Annotated in this window: 15 protein-coding genes; 8 read left to right on the forward strand and 7 right to left on the reverse strand. The window is 66.8% G+C overall.

Translation table 11 applies throughout. The annotated features are described in order from the left end of the window. The first annotated feature begins 400 nt into the window (after positions 1–400). Both F3J20_RS22780 and F3J20_RS31895 read left to right on the forward strand, forming a co-directional pair. A complete protein-coding gene (locus F3J20_RS22780) occupies positions 401–739 on the forward strand; it encodes a helix-turn-helix transcriptional regulator (protein WP_167284600.1) in 339 nt (112 codons plus the stop codon). After that, entirely contained in the window at positions 729–2,009 is a 1,281-nt protein-coding gene (locus F3J20_RS31895; RefSeq protein WP_167040302.1) for a HipA domain-containing protein, read from the forward strand. The genes F3J20_RS22780 and F3J20_RS31895 overlap by 11 nt, the downstream gene beginning before the upstream one ends. A 24-nt stretch (positions 2,010–2,033) precedes the next feature. Here the strand turns inward: F3J20_RS31895 and F3J20_RS22795 are convergent, their stop codons facing one another. From F3J20_RS22795 to F3J20_RS22805, 3 genes are all read right to left on the reverse strand, one after another. After that, positions 2,034–2,987, reverse strand: coding sequence for a patatin-like phospholipase family protein (locus F3J20_RS22795; protein ID WP_167284601.1), 954 nt, complete (start codon positions 2,985–2,987; stop codon positions 2,034–2,036). 37 nt (positions 2,988–3,024) lie between these two features. Next, complete coding sequence (locus F3J20_RS22800; protein ID WP_167040307.1) at positions 3,025–3,576, reverse strand: hypothetical protein; 552 nt, start codon at positions 3,574–3,576, stop codon at positions 3,025–3,027. 614 nt (positions 3,577–4,190) lie between these two features. Further along, positions 4,191–5,792 (reverse strand): rhodanese homology domain-containing protein, encoded by a 1,602-nt coding sequence (locus tag F3J20_RS22805; RefSeq protein WP_167284602.1) that lies wholly within the window; start codon positions 5,790–5,792, stop codon positions 4,191–4,193. 473 nt (positions 5,793–6,265) lie between these two features. Here F3J20_RS22805 and F3J20_RS22810 point away from each other — a divergent pair, with 473 nt between their 5' ends. Continuing rightward, a complete protein-coding gene (locus F3J20_RS22810) occupies positions 6,266–7,261 on the forward strand; it encodes an LLM class flavin-dependent oxidoreductase (protein ID WP_167284603.1) in 996 nt (331 codons plus the stop codon). 151 nt (positions 7,262–7,412) lie between these two features. On the opposite strand, the gene F3J20_RS22815 is transcribed toward F3J20_RS22810, so the two are convergent. Next, positions 7,413–8,531, reverse strand: coding sequence for an alpha/beta hydrolase (locus tag F3J20_RS22815; protein ID WP_167284604.1), 1,119 nt, complete (start codon positions 8,529–8,531; stop codon positions 7,413–7,415). A 625-nt stretch (positions 8,532–9,156) separates the two neighbouring features. On the opposite strand from F3J20_RS22815, the gene glgC reads away from it, so the two are divergent. The 4 genes from glgC to F3J20_RS22835 all read left to right on the forward strand — a co-directional run bounded on the left by glgC (position 9,157) and on the right by F3J20_RS22835 (position 13,825). Next, positions 9,157–10,422, forward strand: coding sequence for a glucose-1-phosphate adenylyltransferase (gene glgC / locus F3J20_RS22820; protein WP_167040315.1), 1,266 nt, complete (start codon positions 9,157–9,159; stop codon positions 10,420–10,422). An 84-nt stretch (positions 10,423–10,506) separates the two neighbouring features. Continuing rightward, a complete protein-coding gene (gene glgA, locus F3J20_RS22825) occupies positions 10,507–11,967 on the forward strand; it encodes a glycogen synthase GlgA (protein ID WP_167040316.1) in 1,461 nt (486 codons plus the stop codon). Positions 11,968–12,293: 326 nt separating this feature from the next. Further along, entirely contained in the window at positions 12,294–13,160 is an 867-nt protein-coding gene (gene pdxY, locus F3J20_RS22830) for a pyridoxal kinase PdxY (RefSeq protein WP_167040317.1), read from the forward strand. 203 nt (positions 13,161–13,363) lie between these two features. After that, positions 13,364–13,825 carry a hypothetical protein gene (locus F3J20_RS22835; protein WP_167040318.1) on the forward strand — a complete coding sequence of 154 codons (462 nt, stop codon included), beginning with the start codon at positions 13,364–13,366 and terminating at the stop codon, positions 13,823–13,825. A gap of 60 nt (positions 13,826–13,885) precedes the next feature. Here the strand turns inward: F3J20_RS22835 and F3J20_RS22840 are convergent, their stop codons facing one another. Together F3J20_RS22840 and F3J20_RS22845 are read right to left on the reverse strand one after the other, a co-directional pair. Then, on the reverse strand, positions 13,886–15,805 hold the full coding sequence (locus F3J20_RS22840) for a DUF3857 and transglutaminase domain-containing protein (protein WP_167284605.1): 1,920 nt from the start codon (positions 15,803–15,805) through the stop codon (positions 13,886–13,888). After that, positions 15,786–16,460 carry a hypothetical protein gene (locus F3J20_RS22845; protein WP_167040476.1) on the reverse strand — a complete coding sequence of 225 codons (675 nt, stop codon included), beginning with the start codon at positions 16,458–16,460 and terminating at the stop codon, positions 15,786–15,788. The genes F3J20_RS22840 and F3J20_RS22845 overlap by 20 nt, the downstream gene beginning before the upstream one ends. Before the next feature lie 323 nt (positions 16,461–16,783). Between F3J20_RS22845 and F3J20_RS22850 the strand changes: the two genes are divergently transcribed. Beyond that, positions 16,784–16,921, forward strand: a complete 138-nt coding sequence (locus F3J20_RS22850) for a hypothetical protein (protein ID WP_167284606.1) — start codon at positions 16,784–16,786, stop codon at positions 16,919–16,921. 249 nt (positions 16,922–17,170) lie between these two features. Here F3J20_RS22850 and F3J20_RS22855 read toward each other — a convergent pair whose 3' ends face one another. After that, on the reverse strand, positions 17,171–18,568 hold the full coding sequence (locus F3J20_RS22855; RefSeq protein ID WP_167284607.1) for a formimidoylglutamate deiminase: 1,398 nt from the start codon (positions 18,566–18,568) through the stop codon (positions 17,171–17,173). Positions 18,569–18,578: the final 10 nt, after the last annotated feature.

Genomic DNA, 18,578 nt, shown 5'->3' on the forward strand with positions numbered 1-18,578 from the left:
GCGTTGCTCCGGCATGGCGCGCAGTCTCGCAAGCGAAAATCAATTTCTCAAACAGAGGGCCGACGTCCTGCTGCGTCGCAGCATTGCACGAATCGGCGCCTCGCACCGCCCGGGGCGCCCGGTTTTACAAGGGATGGGGTTTTGTCAGGCGCGGCGCATGCGTTGAGCCGTGCTGCGATTTCGCAAGTTTGGGGTCGCTTTTTCGATAGCCCGCGCGAGGGTCGCCACCTCGCCCATTCCAGGCGATACCGGCAGAGATGACCCATATATGAGCCATAAAGGGCCTTTGCGACTCATATACGAGTCATTCATTGTTTTTTCTCGGATAAGAACCCATAATGGCTCACAGATGAGTCACGAAGGCCCTTTACGACTCATATATGAACCACTCTACGTTTTCATGTCCACTCCCGCCACCCGTGCCGCCTCGCGTTACAGCCTCGACGCCGCGCGTCTGCTCGGCCAGCTGATCCGCCGCGCGCGGCTCGAGCGCAAGATCACCGCGGCGCAACTGGCCGAGCGCGCCGGGCTATCGCGCAGCCTCGTCCAACGCATCGAGAAAGGCGACCCGCGCTGCTCGATCGGCGCGGTGTTCGAGGCCGCGGCGGTCGTCGGCGTCCGTCTGTTCGACGCCGACCCGTCGGGTCTCAGCGCCGCTCTGCGCGCCAACGCCGAACTGTTGACGCTGCTGCCACGCGCTGTGCGCGCACCTCGCATCGAAGCCCGAGATGACTTCTGATTCCGCCTACAACGAAGCCTTCGTGTGGACCTGGCTGCCCGGCGCGACCGAGCCGGTGGTGGCCGGGCGCCTCGTCGCGGCCGGCGAGCAGATGCTGTTCAACTACGGCCAGAGCTACCTCGCGCGCGAACATGCGATCCCGCTCTACGATCCCGAGCTGCCGCTGCGGCGCGGCACGCTGCCGCTGCTCAACGGCCTGACGATGCCCGGCTGCATCCGCGACGCGGCGCCGGACGCGTGGGGCCGGCGCGTCATCATCAATCGCAAGCTCGGCACGCGTGGCGCGCAGATCGATACCGGCGAGTTCGACGAGATGACCTATCTGCTGGAATCGGGCTCGGACCGCATCGGCGCGCTCGACTTCCAGCTCTCGCCCACCGAATACGTGCCGCGCGAAACCGCCACCGCCTCGCTCAGCGATCTGCAGAACGCGGTGGCGAGCGTCGAGCGCGGCGTGAAGCTGAGCCCCGATCTCGAGCGCGCCCTGTTTCACGGCAGCTCGATCGGCGGCGCGCGGCCGAAGGCGATGATCACGACGCCCGAGCGCAAGTTCATCGCGAAGTTTTCCTCGCAGGGCGACGTGTACAGCGTCGTGAAGGCCGAATACATCGCGATGCGCCTCGCGGCCGCGGCCGGCATCGACGCCGCGCCGGTCACGCTCGAACACGTCGGCGGTAAGGACGTGCTGCTCATCGAGCGCTTCGACCGCGCGCTCGGCGAGCACGGCTGGCAGCGCCGCGCCATGGTGTCGGCGCTCACGCTGTTCGAACTCGACGAAATGATGGCGCGCTATGCGAGCTACGAGGAATTCGCGACGCTGATCCGTCATCGCTTCACGAATCCGGCCGCGACGCTCAGACAGCTCTTCGCGCGCCTCGTCTTCAACGTGCTGTGCGGCAATACCGACGATCACGCGCGCAATCACGCCGCCTACTGGAACGGCCGCGAGCTGACACTCACGCCGGCCTACGACATCTGCCCGCAGGCGCGCGCGGGCAACGAAGCGACCCAGGCGATGCTGATCGTCGGCGACGACCGTTTCAGCCGCATCGACACCTGCCTGAAGGCCGCGCCGCTCTTCCTGCTCGCGCACGACGAAGCCGTGGCGCTCGTGCGCCGGCACATCGAAGTGATCCTCGAACACTGGGACGCGGTGTGCGCCGACGCACAACTGAGCGAGGTCGAACGCGAATTGATGTGGCGGCGCCAGTTTCTCAATCCGTTCGCTCTCGAAAGCGCGCCGCCCGCGCTCGCGGCGCTGCTGGACTAGACGCGCCGGCCTCGGCGGCCAACGTCAGTCGAGCGCGAGCCGCGCGCGGATCGCCGGCAGCATGTATTCGACTGCCGCGCGCCCTTCCTCGATGGCCGGCGCCGCGCGATGGAAATCGAAAATACCCATGCCGCCCAGACGCGGCTGGATCAGGATGTCGGCCGGTTCGCCGGCAAGCCGGCTGCGCGTGATCCGCACCTGCATGATGTCGATGCTTTGCGCGATCGAACTGAGCATCGACGGCACATGCGCGCTCGGCTTCGGCGGCACGCGCACATCGCTGGCGACGCTCGTCTCGGCAGGCGCGAGCCAGCGCGGCCAGGGCTTGCCGTTGCGGCGCAGCGAGACGGGCGGCGGCGCATCGGGATCGAGCGCGGGCGTTTCGACCACCGCGCCGCCGAAGTCGCGGCCGTTCAGGATGTCGTTGTTCAGATCGATGGCGATCACGCAGTCCGCGCGCATGCCGCGCGCGACCGACACCGGCACCGGATTGCTCAGGCCGCCGTCGACGAGCCATACGCCGTTGTGCCACACCGGCGCGAAAATCCCCGGAATCGCAATCGATGCGCGTACCGCGTCGATCGTGTTGCCGTCCTGCAACCAGATTTCGCGGCCCGTATCGAGTTCGGTCGCGACCGCCGCGAACGGCATCTGCAACTGCGCGATCGAGCAGCCGTTGAATTTGTCGGCAAAAAGCTGGACCACCTTGCGGCCACCGAGCAGGCCGCCCGAGATACGCAGATCGAGCAGACGCACCACCGTCTGCCACGTGAGCCGCGAGACCCACTCCTCGAGCCAGTCGAGGTCGCCGTTCGCATAGACCGCGCCGACCAGCGCGCCGATCGACGTGCCGCACACGACGTCGGGCTTGATGCCCGCCTCGTGCAGCGCGCGGATCGCGCCGATATGCGCCCAGCCACGCGCCGCGCCGCCTCCCAACACCAGGCCGATCCGGTTGTATCGACGTCGACGTATCATGCCGCTCCCCGTTCTTTCCGCCCTGCTCTCACGTTGCCTAGCGCCCCCGTACCACGTCCGAGCGCGACGTGGTGTAGACCCGCAGATTGCGGTCGAAGTGAACATTGAAGATGCCCTCTTCGGTCACGCCGCCTTCGCGCCACTTCCAGCTCCACACGGTCTCCGGCTTGAGCGGATACACCGCGATCTCGCCGGGCTTGCCGAGCAGACGGCGCACTTCGTCTTCGCTCATGCCCGCGTGGATCTTCGCGAAGTTCGCGGCGGTCAGCACCTGCGTGATGGCTTGCAGCTTGCCGTCCCGATCGATGTCGACCATGTACGTGTTGAGACCCTGCGGACCACGCGGATATTCGAAGCGCTTCGAGCCGTCGGTGAAGGTGCGCTCGGTTTCGGGCTTGCCCATCTGCGAGCGGATCTGCGCTTCGGTCGTGACGCCCGGCGTCATGTCCTTGAGCAATAGCGCATCGGGCTTGATGGCGTTGAAGAAGTCCTTGAGTTTTTGCACGGCTTGATCGCTCTGCTGTTGGTCGCAGCCGGCCAGCGCGAAGCACGCTGCCAGCCATGCGATACCAAGCGGTTTGAGGCTCACGGGCAATTCCTGTCCGGTTGCGCGCCATCTCAGGCTCAGGCGCGCGAGGCCGGTCTGTAGTGTGTACTACAAGGATAACTGGGCAAGCGGAAAACCGCGAGCGATGCGGGTGCGATGCGTGCGGCGGGATACGGAAGCAGGGACGGAACCGGCGGGCGAAATCAGCGGCAAAGCCGGCCGCGCCCAGCCCGTGAAGAACGAAGAAGCGGGAAGAAACCCACAGGAGCGGCACGCGAGACAACCGCCGGCCGCCTCACTGAAAACCCGCGCCCAGAAGCAAAAAGGCGACGCTGTACAACGCGTCGCCCGTTCGGTCGATAGGGTCAACCGGAAAGTGACGGCGGCCTGAACCGCCTCGCGCGAAGCACCGCGGACGACGCGCAGCGGTCTGGTTCCGGCGAAGCGATGAGCAACCTTGGCGGCTCACCTCGCGCCATCGCCGGAATGACAAACCGCTGCCTTGTATGGCCGCCCTGGTCCCTCGATAAGCCTTCCAGATGCCGCTAATCTAAACGCATTGGCGGTTTTAGACGAGAGCGCGTTTACACCGAATCGGCAGAGGATTCGCACGGCTTTCGCCGAGGTGCGTCTTGCTCGCGCTTGAGTCGCTACACTCAAATCACCCTGAACCCATGCGTGCCGTCGCGTGCAAGTTGCGCAACGAGCCCCTGCTCCCACTCCAGATACGCGCTCATCGCTTCGCGCGCGTTGTCGGTGCCTTCATAGGGACGCTGATAACGGTCGATGCGCGGCGACGCCATGCGTGTGCCGCCCGCTTCCACCGGCAAGCCCGCCTCGATCCACGCCGCGGTGCCGCCCGCGAGCAACTGCACCGGACGCTGCGTCAAGGCCGCGAGTTCCGGCGCAACGAAACGCGCGAGCAGGCTGCTGCCGCTGGTCACCACATAGCGCCTCGCGTCGGGCAGCGTGCGCACCGCGTCGGCGAGCTGGCTGCGGATCACGAACCACGCGCCCGGAATATGCCGCTGCAGATAGTTCGCGCTGCTCGTGAAATCAAGCACCGCGGTGCCCGGCGCCTGCAGCAGCGCGGCGAGATCGGCCGGCGCGATTTCGTCGGCCGCGGGCGGCGCCACCGCATAACGCGGGGGCGGCGCCGCGCCCTTCTCGGCGAAGTCGGCGGCCGTCAGCCCATCGACCACGTAGACCTCGACGTTCATCTGCGCAAGCCACGACGCGCTCATGTTCGCGCGCACGCCGTCGCTGTCCGCGAGGATCACGCGCGCGCCGCGCACCGGCGCGAACATGTCGGTTTCCTGCACGAGCTGGCCGCCCGGCGCGCTGCGAAAACCGGGCACGTGGCCGGCCTCGTATTCTTCGGGCGTGCGCACGTCGAAGCGATACACAGTGCGCACCGCCTCGCCGGCCCAGCGGCGCGCCTCGTCACGCGAGGTGCGGCCCACCCGGGCGCGATCGGCGACCGCGCGGGCACCGTCGGCAGTGGCGAGGCGCAGCGCGTTGTCGACGGCGCCTTCGACGCGCCGCGTGCTGCCGTGCGCGAGCGGCTGGCCCGCCAGCGACCAGCCCATCGTGCCGTTGCGCAGCGCCGCGACCGGATTCGGCACGCCGGCATTGATGAGCGACTGCGCACCGATGATGCTGCGCGTGCGCCCCGCGCAATTGACGACGATCCGCGTGGCCGGGTTCGGCGCGAGCTGCCGCGCGCGCAGCACGAGTTCCGCGCCCGGCACGCTGATGCTGCCGGGAATGTTCATCGCCTGAAATTCGTCGAAACGGCGCGCGTCGAGCACGACGACGTCGGCCTCGCGATCGAGCAGCGCCTGCACTTCGTGAGCGGACAGCGACGGCGTATGACGCACGCTGTCCACGAGTTCGCCGAACGCCTTGCTCGGCACGTTGACGTCCCTGAACAGTTCGCCGCCCGCTTCGCGCCAGCCTTGCAGACCGCCTTCGAGCAGGGCGACGCCGGTATAGCCGAGTTCGGCGAGACGCTCGGCCGCGCGCCTCGCGAGCCCCTCGCCCGCATCGAACACGACGACCGGCACCGCGAAGCGCGGCAGACGCAGCGGCGCGTCGAGTTCGAGCCGCGAGAGCGGCAGATTGGCGGCAAACAACGGATGACCGCGCGCATGGGCATCTTCCTCGCGCACGTCGACGAGCGCGATTTCCTCGCGACCGATCAAGGCGCGGCACACGTCTTCGAATGATCGGGTGCGAAACTCTTTGACGACATTCATGGGATCGGGGACTCCTTCGCAACATGGCAGATATCCGGCAACGCGCGATACGCCGCATCGGCTCACATCACGTCACCGCACCGACAGTTCCACCGTACACTCGAATGCCGCCCGGCGCACGGTCGCGCCGCGTCATTCGATCGAACGTCCTGATGCTCGTATGGCGCGTACCAGAAGTACGCTCGCGGGCTCGTACGTGCATGGACTCATGCGGCCACTCATGCAAGCACTCATGCAGCTGACTCCTGCACTCGCGCATGCCTCGGCACATGACAGCGGCGCAATTTCCGCGCCACGCAAGCCGCCACCCTGCAAGCACGGCGACACCTCGGCAACACTGTATCGCCCTCTCAGCGACACCCCGACAAACCCTTCGGCCGACGTGGGCATCCGCGCGCCGTCTGCAGAAAAATGCGGGCTTTGCCACAATGCCGCATCGCGCGAAAGCGCCGCAAACCGTCAATCAACAGACAATGATCCCCTTCTCGGTCCTCGATCTCTCGCCGGTCACCGCGGGCGCCACGCCGGCGGACGCGTTCAGGAACACGCTCGAACTCGCCCAGCACGCGGAAAAACTGAATTACCGGCGCTTCTGGCTCGCCGAGCATCACAACATGCCCGGCATCGCGAGCGCCGCCACCTCGGTCGTGATCGGCCACGTGGCCGGCGGCACGAAGACGATTCGCGTCGGCTCGGGCGGCATCATGCTGCCGAACCATGCGCCGCTCGTGATCGCGGAACAGTTCGGCACGCTCGCCTCGCTCTATCCCGACCGTATCGATCTCGGCCTCGGCCGCGCGCCCGGCACCGATCAGACCACGGCCCGCGCGCTGCGCCGCGATCTGCAGACTAGCGCCGATTCGTTTCCCGATGATGTCGTCGAGTTGCAGCGCTATTTCGCCGATCCGGTGGCGGGCCAGCGCATACGCGCGGTGCCCGGCGCGGGCCTCAAAGTACCGCTGTGGCTGCTCGGCTCGTCGCTCTACAGCGCGCAACTGGCGGCGGCGCTCGGCCTGCCGTTCGCCTTCGCGTCGCACTTCGCGCCCGATTACATGATGACCGCGCTACAGATGTATCGCGCGCAGTTCCGGCCGTCCGCGACACTCGACAAGCCGTATGCGATGGTCGGCGTCAATCTGTTCGCGGCCGATACCAACGAGGAAGCCACGCTTCTTTTCACGTCGCTGCAGCAGCAGTTCATCAATTTGCGGCGCGGTACGCCGGGGCTGTTGCAGCCGCCGGTCGAGCAGCTCGCAGCGTCGGAGATGGAGTTGAGCAACGTCGCGCATTCGCTCGCCTGCACGGTGCTCGGCGATCGCGACGCGATCCGCGAAGGTCTGCAATCGATCATCGAGCAGACCGGCGCGAACGAGTTGATGCTGACCGCGCAGATCTACGATCACAAGGCGCGGCTGAGCTCGTTCGAGATCGGCGCGCAGGTGCGCGATGAGTTGATGGCGATGAGGTAGTCGAAGGACGAACCGGCCTGTGTCGGGGAAAGGCGGTTCGTACCGGGGTGCCGTTCAGTCAGGCAACTGAACGGCACTCGCTTCAGGGAACGGCTTTCCTTACGTTCCGCCGAGCCTGCTGGCCCGGTTAGCTGAGTGTGAGGTCGTGCGCTCAGCGATTCGCAGGCACCGCCGCGAGCCCTTCCAGCAGCGCCTTGTGAAACGCCTCCGGATCCTGCATCTGCGGCGCGTGGCCGGCATCGGCAAACTCGACCAGCGTCGCATGCGGAATCGCCTTCGCGGCCGCCCGGCCAAGCTCAGGGTAATGACCGAGCTTCGCGCGCACCTCGGGCGGCGCGGCGTCCTTGCCGATCGCGGTGGTGTCCTTCTGGCCGATCAGCAGCAACGTCGGCATGCTCAGATCACCAAGCTCATAGACCACCGGCTGCGTGTAAATCATGTCGTACAGCAGTGCGGAATTCCACGCGACGATCTGCTTGCCCGGTCCGCGATACATGCCCGCGAGCATCTGCACCCACGGTTCGTAGTCCGCGCGCCATTGGCCCGCGTAATAGGTGCTCTGCTCGTAGCGGCGGATGCCGTCGGCGGTCGTCTTCAGTTCGCGCTGATACCACTGGTCCACCGATAGCGAGGGCACGCCCTTCGCCTTCCAGTCCTCCAGACCAATCGGGTTCACGAGCACCAGTTGCTGCGTTTCACGCGGATACATCAGCGCATAGCGGATCGCGAGCATGCCGCCCGTCGAGTGGCCGGCGATGGTCGCCTCGCGCACGCCGAGCGATTCGAGCAGCGCATGCGTATTGCGCGCGAGCTGCTGGAAGCTGTACTGGTAGTGCTCGGGCTTGCTCGACTTGCAGAAGCCGATCTGGTCCGGCGCGATCACGCGATAGCCGGCATCGGCGAGCCGATGAATCGTCGCGTCCCACGTCGCCGAGCAGAAGTTCTTGCCGTGCAGCAACACGACCGTGCGGCCGTTCGCATGCGCGGGCCTGACGTCCATGTAAGCCATCGAGAGCGGCACGCCCTGCGAGGTGAATTCGAAACGCTGCACCGGCGCGGGATAGTTGAAGCCTTGCAACTCGGGGCCGTAGGCCGGGCCGGAATCGGCGACGGACGCAGCCGCGGCGCTCGCGGCGACCGGGCTCGCCTGACTGACGGCGGCAGCGGCGCTGGCCGGCGTGGAAGCCGCCGCGCTTGAAGCAGCGGACACCGTGAATACCGCGGCACAAACACTCAGCAGGGCAAGCAGGGGTGGGCGGCGAAGACTCATGGGGATTTTTCTGGAAAAACGCAAAGAGTGAACAGACGAGAATCGCGTACGAGGCTCGGGCGCCAGCGCTCGATTCTACGATGCCCCGCTGGAACATGGCGGCAAGCGCGCATGAGCGGCGCGGCCCGCGTCGCACGGCCTGCGTTATACGGCCCGTGTCGCACGACCCGCACCGCACGATCTCGTCACACGATCTCGTCGCGCGATCTCATCCACGCACTCAGCGGCGACGCGCCCGACACACGCCGACACGGATCGACACGGGCCGATACGAGGAGTAACGGACATTGGCACGCATATTGCCGCCCATCCGGCCACGCAGCGTCCCGCACACGGCCTCGCGCTATGTGACGCGCCGCACGGATAGGCGCGCGGCAAGCGCCGATCGTACAAGGATCACGGGAACCACGGCCCGCTCAATTTGCACTACTCGCTCGCCTCGAATCGGTGCTAGAACTAGCTGACGGGCCCGCAAAAAACAACGCGATAAAACCAGGCGACCAGGCCATGCCGGCTGGCCGCACGATTCATCGGCACAGCGATCGGCACAGCGCGGACGGCCAGCTCAGAATCATCCGGGGGAACAGACACATACGGCACATACCAATCCAATCGGGAGACAGATATGAACACTCCGGCACGGCTGAACGACCTACAACGCACCACCCTCGCGATCGTCCTCGCGGGCGGACGCGGCACCCGCCTCGGGCCGCTCACCAACAAGCGCGTGAAGCCCGCGGTGCACTTCGGCGGCAAATACCGGATCATCGACTTCGCGCTGTCCAACTGCCTGAACTCGGGCATTCGCCGCATCGCGGTCGTCACGCAGTACAAGGCGCATTCGCTGCTGCGCCATCTGCAGCGCGGCTGGAGCTTCCTGCGCGGCGAGATGGGCGAGTTCATCGACCTGTGGCCCGCGCAGCAGCGCGTCGAAGGCGCGCACTGGTATCGCGGCACCGCCGACGCGGTGTTCCAGAACCTCGACATCATCCGCTCGATCCGCCCGAAGTACGTAGTCGTGCTGGCGGGCGACCACATCTACAAGATGGACTACACGCGCATGATCGCCGATCACGCGGACAGCGGCTGCGATTGCACGGTCGGCTGCATCGAGGTGCCGCGCATGGACGCGGTCGCGTTCGGCGTGATGGCGGTCGACGAGAACCGCCGCGTGACCGGCTTCGTCGAAAAACCGGCCGACCCGCCCGCGATGCCGGGCCGCCCCGACACCGCGCTCGCCAGCATGGGCATCTACGTGTTCAACGCCGACTACCTGTACACGCTGCTCGAAGAGAACATCGCCTCGATCGACACCGACCACGACTTCGGCAAGGACATCCTGCCGCGCGTCGTCACCGAGGGCATGGCGATCGCGCACCCGTTCAGCATGTCGTGCGTCTCCTCGGACCCGAACGTCGAGCCGTACTGGCGCGACGTCGGCACGATCGACGCATACTGGGCCGCGAACCTCGACCTCGCCTCGACGATCCCGACGCTCGACCTCTACGACCGCAGCTGGCCGATCTGGACGTATCAGGAACAGTTGCCGCCCGCGAAGTTCGTGCGCGACATGAAGGGCTTGCAGGGCTCGGGCAACAACCTGATCGTATGCGGCGGCTGCGTGATCTCGGGCTCGCAGATTTCGCGCTCGGTGCTGTCGTCGAACGTGAAAGTGCATTCGTTCTGTAATATCAATGAGGCAGTCTTGTTGCCGCAGGTCACGGTCGGCCCGAGCTGCCGCCTGCAGAAGGTGGTGATCGACCGCGGCTGCACGATTCCGGAAGGCACGGTGATCGGCGAGGACCCGGCGCGCGACGCCGCGCGCTTCTATCGCACCGACGACGGCGTCGTGCTTGTCACGCAGGAAGCGTTGCTCAAGCGGCCGGCTTAAGCGCCGGGCCGCTTGCGGCCGCGCGATCGCAACCGCACGAGCCCAACCCCGAACAAGCCTCGCAACCCGAAAGAGACCTGGCCTATGACGATTCGCGCCCTGCATGTCGCAAGCGAGTTGTACCCCCTTCTCAAAACGGGCGGTCTCGCCGACGTCGTGGGCGCGCTGCCGTCCGCGCTGATCGAGCGCGGCGCCGACGTGCGAGCGCTACTGCCGGGGTTTCCGGCCGTGCTCGCCGGTTTGCGGGACCTGCAGCCGGTGGCACGGCTCGGGCGCCGCTTCGACACGCCGGAAGCGCTGCTCGAACGCGGCACCCTGCCCGCCAACGGCCTCGCCGTCTACGTGATCCGCGCGGCGACGCTCTACGACCGGCCCGGCAATCCGTATCTGAACGACGAGCACGTGCCCTACGGCGACAACGCCCAGCGTTTCGCGCTGCTCGGCTGGGTCGCCGCGCAGCTCGCGCAACAGCTGGACCCGGCGTGGTCGCCGCAGATCGTCCATGCGCACGACTGGCACGCGGGGCTCGCATCCGCGTATCTGAAGGCGGCCGAGCGCCAGCAAGGCCGCGTGCTCGCGCGCAGCGTGTTTACGATCCACAACCTCGCCTACCAGGGGATTTTCCCCGCGCAGCAGTTCGGCATGCTCGGCCTGCCCGACGATTTCTTCAGCATGCACGGCGTCGAATTCTACGGACAACTGTCGTTCCTGAAGGCGGGCCTCTACTACGGCGACCGCATCACGACCGTCAGCCCGACCTACGCGCGCGAGATCCAGACGCTCGCGCACGGCGGCGGGCTCGATGCGCTGCTTCGTCATCGCGCGCACGATCTGAGCGGCATCCTGAACGGCGTCGATTACACGGTGTGGAATCCCGCCGGCGACGCGCTGCTCGCGACGCACTACAGCGCCTCGCGCCTCGCCGGCAAGCTCGCCTGCAAGGAAGCGCTGCAGAAGCGCTTCGGCCTCGCGCAGAAAAGCGACGCGCTGCTGTTCGGCGTCGTGAGCCGCCTGACCGAGCAGAAGGGCCTCGACCTGCTGCTCGAAGCCGTGCCCGAAATCGTCAGACGTGGCGGCCAGCTCGTCGTGTTCGGCACCGGCGACCCGGCGCTCGAGAACGGCCTGAAGCGCGTCGCGCAGACACATCCGGAATCGGTGGCCGTGGAGCTCGGCTTCGACGAAGCGCTCGCGCATACGATCATCGCGGGCAGCGACGTGGTCGCGGTGCCGTCGCGCTTCGAGCCGTGCGGGCTCACGCAACTCTACGCGCTCGCCTACGGCTCGCTGCCGCTCGTGCATGGCGTCGGCGGTCTCGCGGACACGGTCGCCGACGCATCGCTCGAAAATCTCGCCGACGATCTCGCGACCGGCTTCGTCTTCGAACGCTTCGAGCCGAAGGGCATCGCCGCGGCAATCCGGCGCGCGTTCGCGCTCTACGAGCGCCGCACCGAATGGAAGGCCGCGCAACGCCGCGCGATGCGCCAGGACTTCGGCTGGGGCGCATCGGCCGAGCGTTATCTGGCCTTGTATCGGGAACTGGTCTGAGGAGAGCGTGGCCCGGCGTGGTGCGGCTCGGTCGGCTTTCGTCAAGCTTGCGGCTTCATGCGCGGATCGGCGCGCGGGTTCTTGCCTGGCCTCATACCCCGCCCCGCGCGCCGGCTCGTTTGATGGTTCGGCGCAACAACACGGGGCCGGATCAACTCGCGTCCGCGAAACTCCTGTATTGTTTGCTGACGATGCAGACCGTGCACTTTTCTTGCACCCTCTGAAGCAGGCAGGCATGTCGCACCACGGCGAGACCATTCGAAGCGCCGGCACGGCGCGCCTTCCCGTTTCCTTGATCGCGCCCGCCCCGTTGCGCGAGCCTCACCATGACCAAAAACGTTTTGAGCATCCAGTCCCATGTCGTGTTCGGTCACGCCGGCAATAGCGCAGCCGTGTTTCCGATGAGCCGGCTCGGCGTCAATGTCTGGCCGCTCAACACCGTGCAGTTCTCGAACCATACGCAGTACGGGCACTGGAGCGGCAGCGCGATCGACGCGTCGCAGATGGAAGAACTCGTCGAGGGCATCGGCGCGATCGGCATGCTGCCGCGCTGCGACGCCGTGCTGTCCGGCTATCTCGGCACGCCGGAGCAGGCCCGCTCGGTGATCGAAATCGTCAAGGCCGTGAAGGCGGCCAATCCGCGCGCGTGGTACTTCTGCGATCCGGTGATGGGCGTGGCAAGCGGCTGCAAGGTCGAGCCCGGCATCCAGGCGTTTCTCGTGAGCGCAATGCCCGAAGTCGCCGACGCGATGGCGCCGAACCATACCGAGTTGCAACGCCTCGTCGGCCGCGAGATCGAGACGCTCGAGGAAGCGGTGAGCGCGTGCCGCGAAGTGATCGCGCGCGGGCCGAAGCTCGTGCTCGTCAAGCATCTGCTCGACCGCAACAGTCCCGCCGACCGCTTCAACATGCTCGTCGTCACGGCGCGCGAAGCCTGGATGGGACAACGTCCGCTCTATCCGTTCGCGCGCCAGCCGGTCGGCGTCGGCGATCTGACCAGCGCGGTGTTCGTCGCGCGCACGCTGCTCGGCGATTCCGTGCGCTCCGCGTTCGAGCACACGCTCGCGGCGGTCAACGCGGTGGTCAAGGCGACGTGGCAGGCCGGCCGCTACGAACTCGAACTCGTGGCGACGCAAAACGAAATCGCCCAGCCGCGCGAGTGGTTCGATGCCTGGGTGGCCGAGACGGCTTGAGCCGGTTGCCGCGGCCATCCGTGGCCGCAGGGCGGCGGTGGTGGGAACGGGAGGCCGCTTGCAGTGCCGCTTGCAGTGCCGGCTGAAGCCCCCGGCCACGCCCCGACGACGGCCGCCCTATAATGCGTGCCGCGTGGACCGAGGCAACACCCCAGCGTCCACGGTATTTTTCAGGCATCCGGCATTCAGCAGACGAGGCATCGATGGACGGTCATATCCGCAGCGAGCGGGAAGAATTTTTTGAGCAGTTGTGCATGAGCGTCGACGCGGACGAAGCGCACGAACAGGAAGCGATCGAGTTCTTCGAGAACCAGTTCGACCAGCCCGATTTCGATCCCGCGCAATGGCTCGACATCGCGCTCTACTACTCGCCGGCCGTCGCGCGCGGCATCGTCGACATGGTGACGGCCGACGACAAGGCACGCAGCAACATCGCCGACGTCATCGCCGACAATCTCGACATCTCCTACGGCGAGGACGAGTGCCAGCAGTTCGCGGAAACGATCGAATTCGCGCTGAACAACGGCGTGCCGGTCGATCTCGACGTCGTGCTCGACGGCTGCCAGCGCGCGATCGACGACCTCGACACCTGGGCCGACGAAGACACCAAGGCGCCGCTCCTGCGTCTGCGCGAAGAACTGCTGCGCCAGCAGGGCGAGCGCTAGGCCCGCACGCGAAACCGCCCGGGACTACCCGGGCCTCCCCCCTTTTCTTCGCCGCAGCCGCTATCTCGCCCCCGCCGCCCTGACCACGACCTCGGCGTCGAGATCGCGCTCGATGCGCACGAGGTCGTCTTTCAGCGCGGCGAATTCGTCGGCCGAACACATCTGATGGCCGAACGCGGCGCGCAGATGCCGCCGCACCTGCAAGGTGCGCGTCGCGGAATCGAACACATAGCGCGAAGAAAACGCGAGCATGCGATCCTCGACCGTGCTGTCGCCCGGCAAGTCGGTCACGCGCGCGAAACGCGGCAGCGTCATCTCCAACGTCTCGTCGAACTCGCCGCCGATGCAGACCCACGGCTGCGTTCTAAGCGGCTCGGCCAGCCACGCCTCGACCTGCGAGCCCATCCCGCCCGCGAGGCTCGTCAACGCCGGCACCGCGCTCGTGCCGTCCGGCCAGATCAGATGCGGCACACTGCCCTGCATCGAGGCCGCGAACGGTCCGCCCGTTGCGGCCACGTCGCCGGTACGCAATTGCGCGCTGCCGTGCAAACCCGTTTGCAACAGACGGCTCGCCGCGATCTGCTGCGCGCGCTGCCGCGTCGCGCGCCGGAACATGTTGCGCTCGACCTCGGCCGTAAAGCCCGCGTCCTCGACGCGGTACGCGTAATGCGCAGTGCCGTTTTCGTCGACGTCGATCTGCATGCGCGCGGTGCGCTCGCGCAGCTGCGTGGCCGGCGTGCGCGCGAGCACGCCATCGTCGACGAGCAGCGCCGGCCGGTCCATCACGCCGGACGGCAGATAGCCGAATTCGGTGCCGCCCGCGGTCGCATCCGCGAATTGCGAGAGCTCAGGAATCCAGATGATCGCGTGATTGATCGCGCTCGCGCCGTAACCGGGCACGTCCGGCAAGCTGTAGTACGGCCCGAGATCGAGCAGCACCGGCTCGCTGCGAATGCCGACCGCCGCAAGCAGCGCGCCGTAGAGCGCGACGTCGTCCTTGCAGTCGCCGTAGCGGTTGCGCAGGATATCGGCCGCCTTGTGCGGAATCGCCGCGGTCTCGCCGAGAAAAAGCGCCACGTAGCGGATATTCAGGCGCACCCAGTCGTAGAGCGCGCGGGCTTTCGCGCGTGGATCGGCGAGGCCCGCCGTCAGGCTCTGCGCGAGCCGAGTAATCGCGGGATCATCGCGCGTCGCGTCGTCGCTGGCGGGCTCGCGATAGCGCGCGGCGAAGCTCGCGAAGTCCGGCACCGTCGACACCATCAGCCGGTCGCCCCAGTTCGCGTAGCCGACCGCGCCCGCTTCGAGCCGCGCATACGGGCCGTGCCGGTAGTCGAATTCGTAGCGGGTGCGGCCGTTTTCGCTCACCGGCGGCAGCGCGACATAGCCGCGCGCGTCGGCATGGAGCGGCACGTCGGCGGGCAGATCGAAGATGAGCCGCTGCGACTCCACGGGAACCCGCGCCGGCTCGACGAGGTACGCGAACGTGCCGGCCTGCAGCGGCTTCGCGCGCGTCTTGCGAAACGCCAGGTGTACGCGCGCGCCCGACTCCACAGCGGGGAAAATCACCGTGCGCAACACGCCGTCCTCGAAACTCGGCGCGCCGGCCGAGCGCGGCTCCTGCACGTCGCGAATCGCCTCGGGGCCGACCGGATGCACGCTGCCGTCGGGCGCGATGGTTTCGGCGCTCAGCAGTTGCACCTGCTCGATGTCCCTGTTGAACCACACGTAGCGCTGCGCGATATCGTCGACGCCGCTCGCGGTGTCGGCGCGCAACACCGTGTCGTCGTATTCCTCGACGGAGCCGTCCTTGCCGATCGTGAAGAGATGGACGTCGCGCTCGATCGTCGCGGGCGCGCGTTCGTCGCTGGCGGTGGTGATTTCGTCGGCGAACGCTAGGAGTGGCAAGGCCACGACGCAGGCGGCGAACAGCATAGCCAGCCAGGCCGCAACCCCGACCGCCTCACTCTCCCCGGTCGCCATCGCCAAGCTGGCCGAGCAGTTCCTGGAGCTTTTCCACGTGCCTGAGCAGCATATGGCGATGCTTCTCGATCTGTTCGAGCCGTCCCGCGAGATCAGCCTGAATGCGATCGTCGAGTTCGGTCGCGGCGATCACGTCCTCGACCTTCGCGCGCATCGAGGCGAGTTCCACCGGCGCGTGCAGCAGATGCCGCTCGAAACGCCGCACGTCCTGCGTCGCCAGATCGCGCACCTTGCGAAAATGCGCCTGCCGCCGATGCGCTTCCACGTCGAGCGTGTCTTCCTCGATGCGCCGGGTCGCGCCCGGCTGCCCGAAAATCGGCTCGGGCGGCCGCAGCACCGTCTTCTTGCGCACCGGATGCGCGGTGCCGCGAAAACGCGCAAGCGGCTGCTCGTTGTCGATCGCCTCGCGCGCGTTCGACGGTATCTCGGGTTCGCTGTGCGGCACGTTCATCCAGCCGCCCGGCAGACCGGTGACCGCTTCGACGCCGCGCACGAATTCCTCGCTGAATTCGCGCTGGCCCGCCAGCATCAGCTTCAGATAGCTCGCGGAGAACGTCATCATGCGCGCGAGCCGGCTCGCGGCGCCAACCTCGCGGGTTAGCAGCACCAGGTTCGCGCGCCAGATCGGCAGCAGCAATTCGTCGGAATCTTCCATCGCTGGGTCTTCCATCTTGTTGCCCGATGAACCGATGACCGCATCGCGCATGTCATCGTTCTGAAAGCTTAGTCGCTGCGGTGCGCTGCGTGCAATCAGGGCTTGCCGAGGCGTGCACCGGCGTCGCTTTCATGCCGACGTTACGCGCGAATGCACACCGATACCTATGACAATGCGTTGACAACATGCCGCGTGTTGCATCGACACACGAATTCGCACGGCGTTCCGCCGTTTGGCTACAGAAATGTGGCATGCTTACGCGCCGAGACGGCACGTGCCGTGCTGTACCGGTCGCTCCACAACATCGACTTAAGGGTTCTGTAATGAAGAAAATCGTTCTCGCCATTGCCGCGGCTGTCGCCACCCTGAGCGCGATCGCTCCTGCTCAAGCCGCCCTGCATCATCATCGCGAATGCCACAAGGAGCGCGTTCACCACCATTTGGTAACGCGCTGCCACTGATCCGCGATGCCGCGTCGATGAGACAAGGCTCGCATCGGAAAGCCCCGTTTTCACGGGGCTTTTCTTATGGCGAGCCGCACTCGCGGCGACCGGCGAGCGCCGCGCGACCTCACGCCGGCGCACGACGCCCCCTACATTCCACGCGAAAACGCCGGCGCGCAATCATGGACACATGCTGTTACACGTCTGATCTTCGAGGTTTGCGAAGCAGCGCCGACGCATGATCGCATTGGGCGAATGCGGCGCCGCCTAGGCGAGCAGGTCCGCGAGCGCCACGCGATAGCGCGCATAAGCGCCCTCTTCGTCGCGATGCCTGCGGTTGTCGACGACCTTGACGCCGCCCGTGTAGACATCGCGAATCGGCGTCTCGCCGTGCTCGCAGAACACGACGCCCGACAGCCACGTGTGCGGCGCATGCCCGGCGATGCTCGAATGATCGGCATCGAGCACGAGCCAGTCCGCGCGATGGCCGGCCCGCAACGCGCCGACCGCACGGCCGGTGGCCCGCGCGCCGCCGTCGAGCGCCGCATCGAACAAACGGTCCGCGACGTGCGTGGCCTGCGCCGACGCCAGCACGTTGCGCTGCCGGTGCATGAGACGCTGGCCGTATTCGAGCAGCCGCAATTCCGCGCGCCAGTCGACGCCGATATGGCTATCCGAACCGACACCGATACGGCCTTGCGCGTCGAGATAGTCCCGCGTCGGAAAAATGCCATCGCCGAGATTGGCCTCGGTGGTCAGGCACAGCCCCGCGACCGCGCCGCTTTTCGCGAGTGCGAGCGTTTCGTTCCCGTCGACGTGGGTCGCATGCACGAGGCACCAGCGGTCGTCCACCTCGAAGCGGTCGAGCAGCCATTGCACCGGACGCGCGCCTTCGGTTGCGAGGCACGCCTCGACCTCGGCGGTCTGTTCGGCGATATGGATATGCACGGGCGCCGTCGCGTCGATGCCGCCGAGCAGCGCGCGCAACGACGCTTCCGACACCGCGCGCAGCGAATGCGGCGCAACACCGTAACGCAGCGCGGCGTGTTCAGGACGCGCCGTGCGCAGCGTGCCGAGCAGATCGAGCAAGCTCTCCGGCGTATTGATGAAGCGGCGCTGATCGTCGCGCGGCGCGCGCGCGCCAAAACCGCTGTACTGATAGAGCACCGGCAGCATCGTCATGCCGATGCCGCTCTCCGCCGCCGCCTCGACCACGCGTTGCGCGAGTTCGGCCTGATTCGCGTAACGGCCGCCGTCCTGCGCGTGATGCACGTAGTGGAATTCGCACACCGAGGTATAGCCGGCCTTCAGCATTTCGATGTAGAGCCACTGCGCGACGCTCGCGAGCCCTTCGGGCGTGATGCGCGCCGCGAAGCGATACATGAGGTCGCGCCAGGACCAGAAGTTATCGGCGGCGCCGGTGCCCGATGCCGCGCGATATTCGGTCAGCCCCGCCATCGCGCGCTGGAACGCGTGCGAATGAAGATTCGGCATGCTTGGCATTACGGGCCCTTGGGCCCGCAGCACGCCGGCGGGTGCCTCCGCATGATCGGGCGTGACCGCGCTCAGCGTGCCGTTCGCGTCCCATTCGAGCAGCACGTCGCGGTGCCAGCCATCGGGCAGGTACGCGTGAGCGGCGAACAGCGATTGCCTGGATTGCGTCATCTCTCGGACC

It is taken from the genome of Paraburkholderia sp. Cy-641, from assembly GCF_011752945.1.
In the GTDB taxonomy this organism is placed as follows: Bacteria; Pseudomonadota; Gammaproteobacteria; order Burkholderiales; family Burkholderiaceae; genus Paraburkholderia.

Bases quoted from the DNA above. Each gene is read 5' to 3' on its own strand.
- F3J20_RS22780 (WP_167284600.1), top strand. From the start codon at position 401: ATGTCCACTCCCGCCACCCGTGCCGCCTCGCGTTACAGCCTCGACGCC.
- F3J20_RS31895 (WP_167040302.1), top strand. From the start codon at position 729: ATGACTTCTGATTCCGCCTACAACGAAGCCTTCGTGTGGACCTGGCTG.
- F3J20_RS22795 (WP_167284601.1), bottom strand. From the start codon at position 2,987: ATGATACGTCGACGTCGATACAACCGGATCGGCCTGGTGTTGGGAGGC.
- F3J20_RS22805 (WP_167284602.1), bottom strand. From the start codon at position 5,792: ATGAATGTCGTCAAAGAGTTTCGCACCCGATCATTCGAAGACGTGTGC.
- F3J20_RS22810 (WP_167284603.1), top strand. From the start codon at position 6,266: ATGATCCCCTTCTCGGTCCTCGATCTCTCGCCGGTCACCGCGGGCGCC.
- F3J20_RS22815 (WP_167284604.1), bottom strand. From the start codon at position 8,531: ATGAGTCTTCGCCGCCCACCCCTGCTTGCCCTGCTGAGTGTTTGTGCC.
- glgC (WP_167040315.1), top strand. From the start codon at position 9,157: ATGAACACTCCGGCACGGCTGAACGACCTACAACGCACCACCCTCGCG.
- glgA (WP_167040316.1), top strand. From the start codon at position 10,507: ATGACGATTCGCGCCCTGCATGTCGCAAGCGAGTTGTACCCCCTTCTC.
- pdxY (WP_167040317.1), top strand. From the start codon at position 12,294: ATGACCAAAAACGTTTTGAGCATCCAGTCCCATGTCGTGTTCGGTCAC.
- F3J20_RS22835 (WP_167040318.1), top strand. From the start codon at position 13,364: ATGGACGGTCATATCCGCAGCGAGCGGGAAGAATTTTTTGAGCAGTTG.
- F3J20_RS22840 (WP_167284605.1), bottom strand. From the start codon at position 15,805: ATGGCGACCGGGGAGAGTGAGGCGGTCGGGGTTGCGGCCTGGCTGGCT.
- F3J20_RS22845 (WP_167040476.1), bottom strand. From the start codon at position 16,460: ATGGAAGATTCCGACGAATTGCTGCTGCCGATCTGGCGCGCGAACCTG.
- F3J20_RS22850 (WP_167284606.1), top strand. From the start codon at position 16,784: ATGAAGAAAATCGTTCTCGCCATTGCCGCGGCTGTCGCCACCCTGAGC.
- F3J20_RS22855 (WP_167284607.1), bottom strand. From the start codon at position 18,568: ATGACGCAATCCAGGCAATCGCTGTTCGCCGCTCACGCGTACCTGCCC.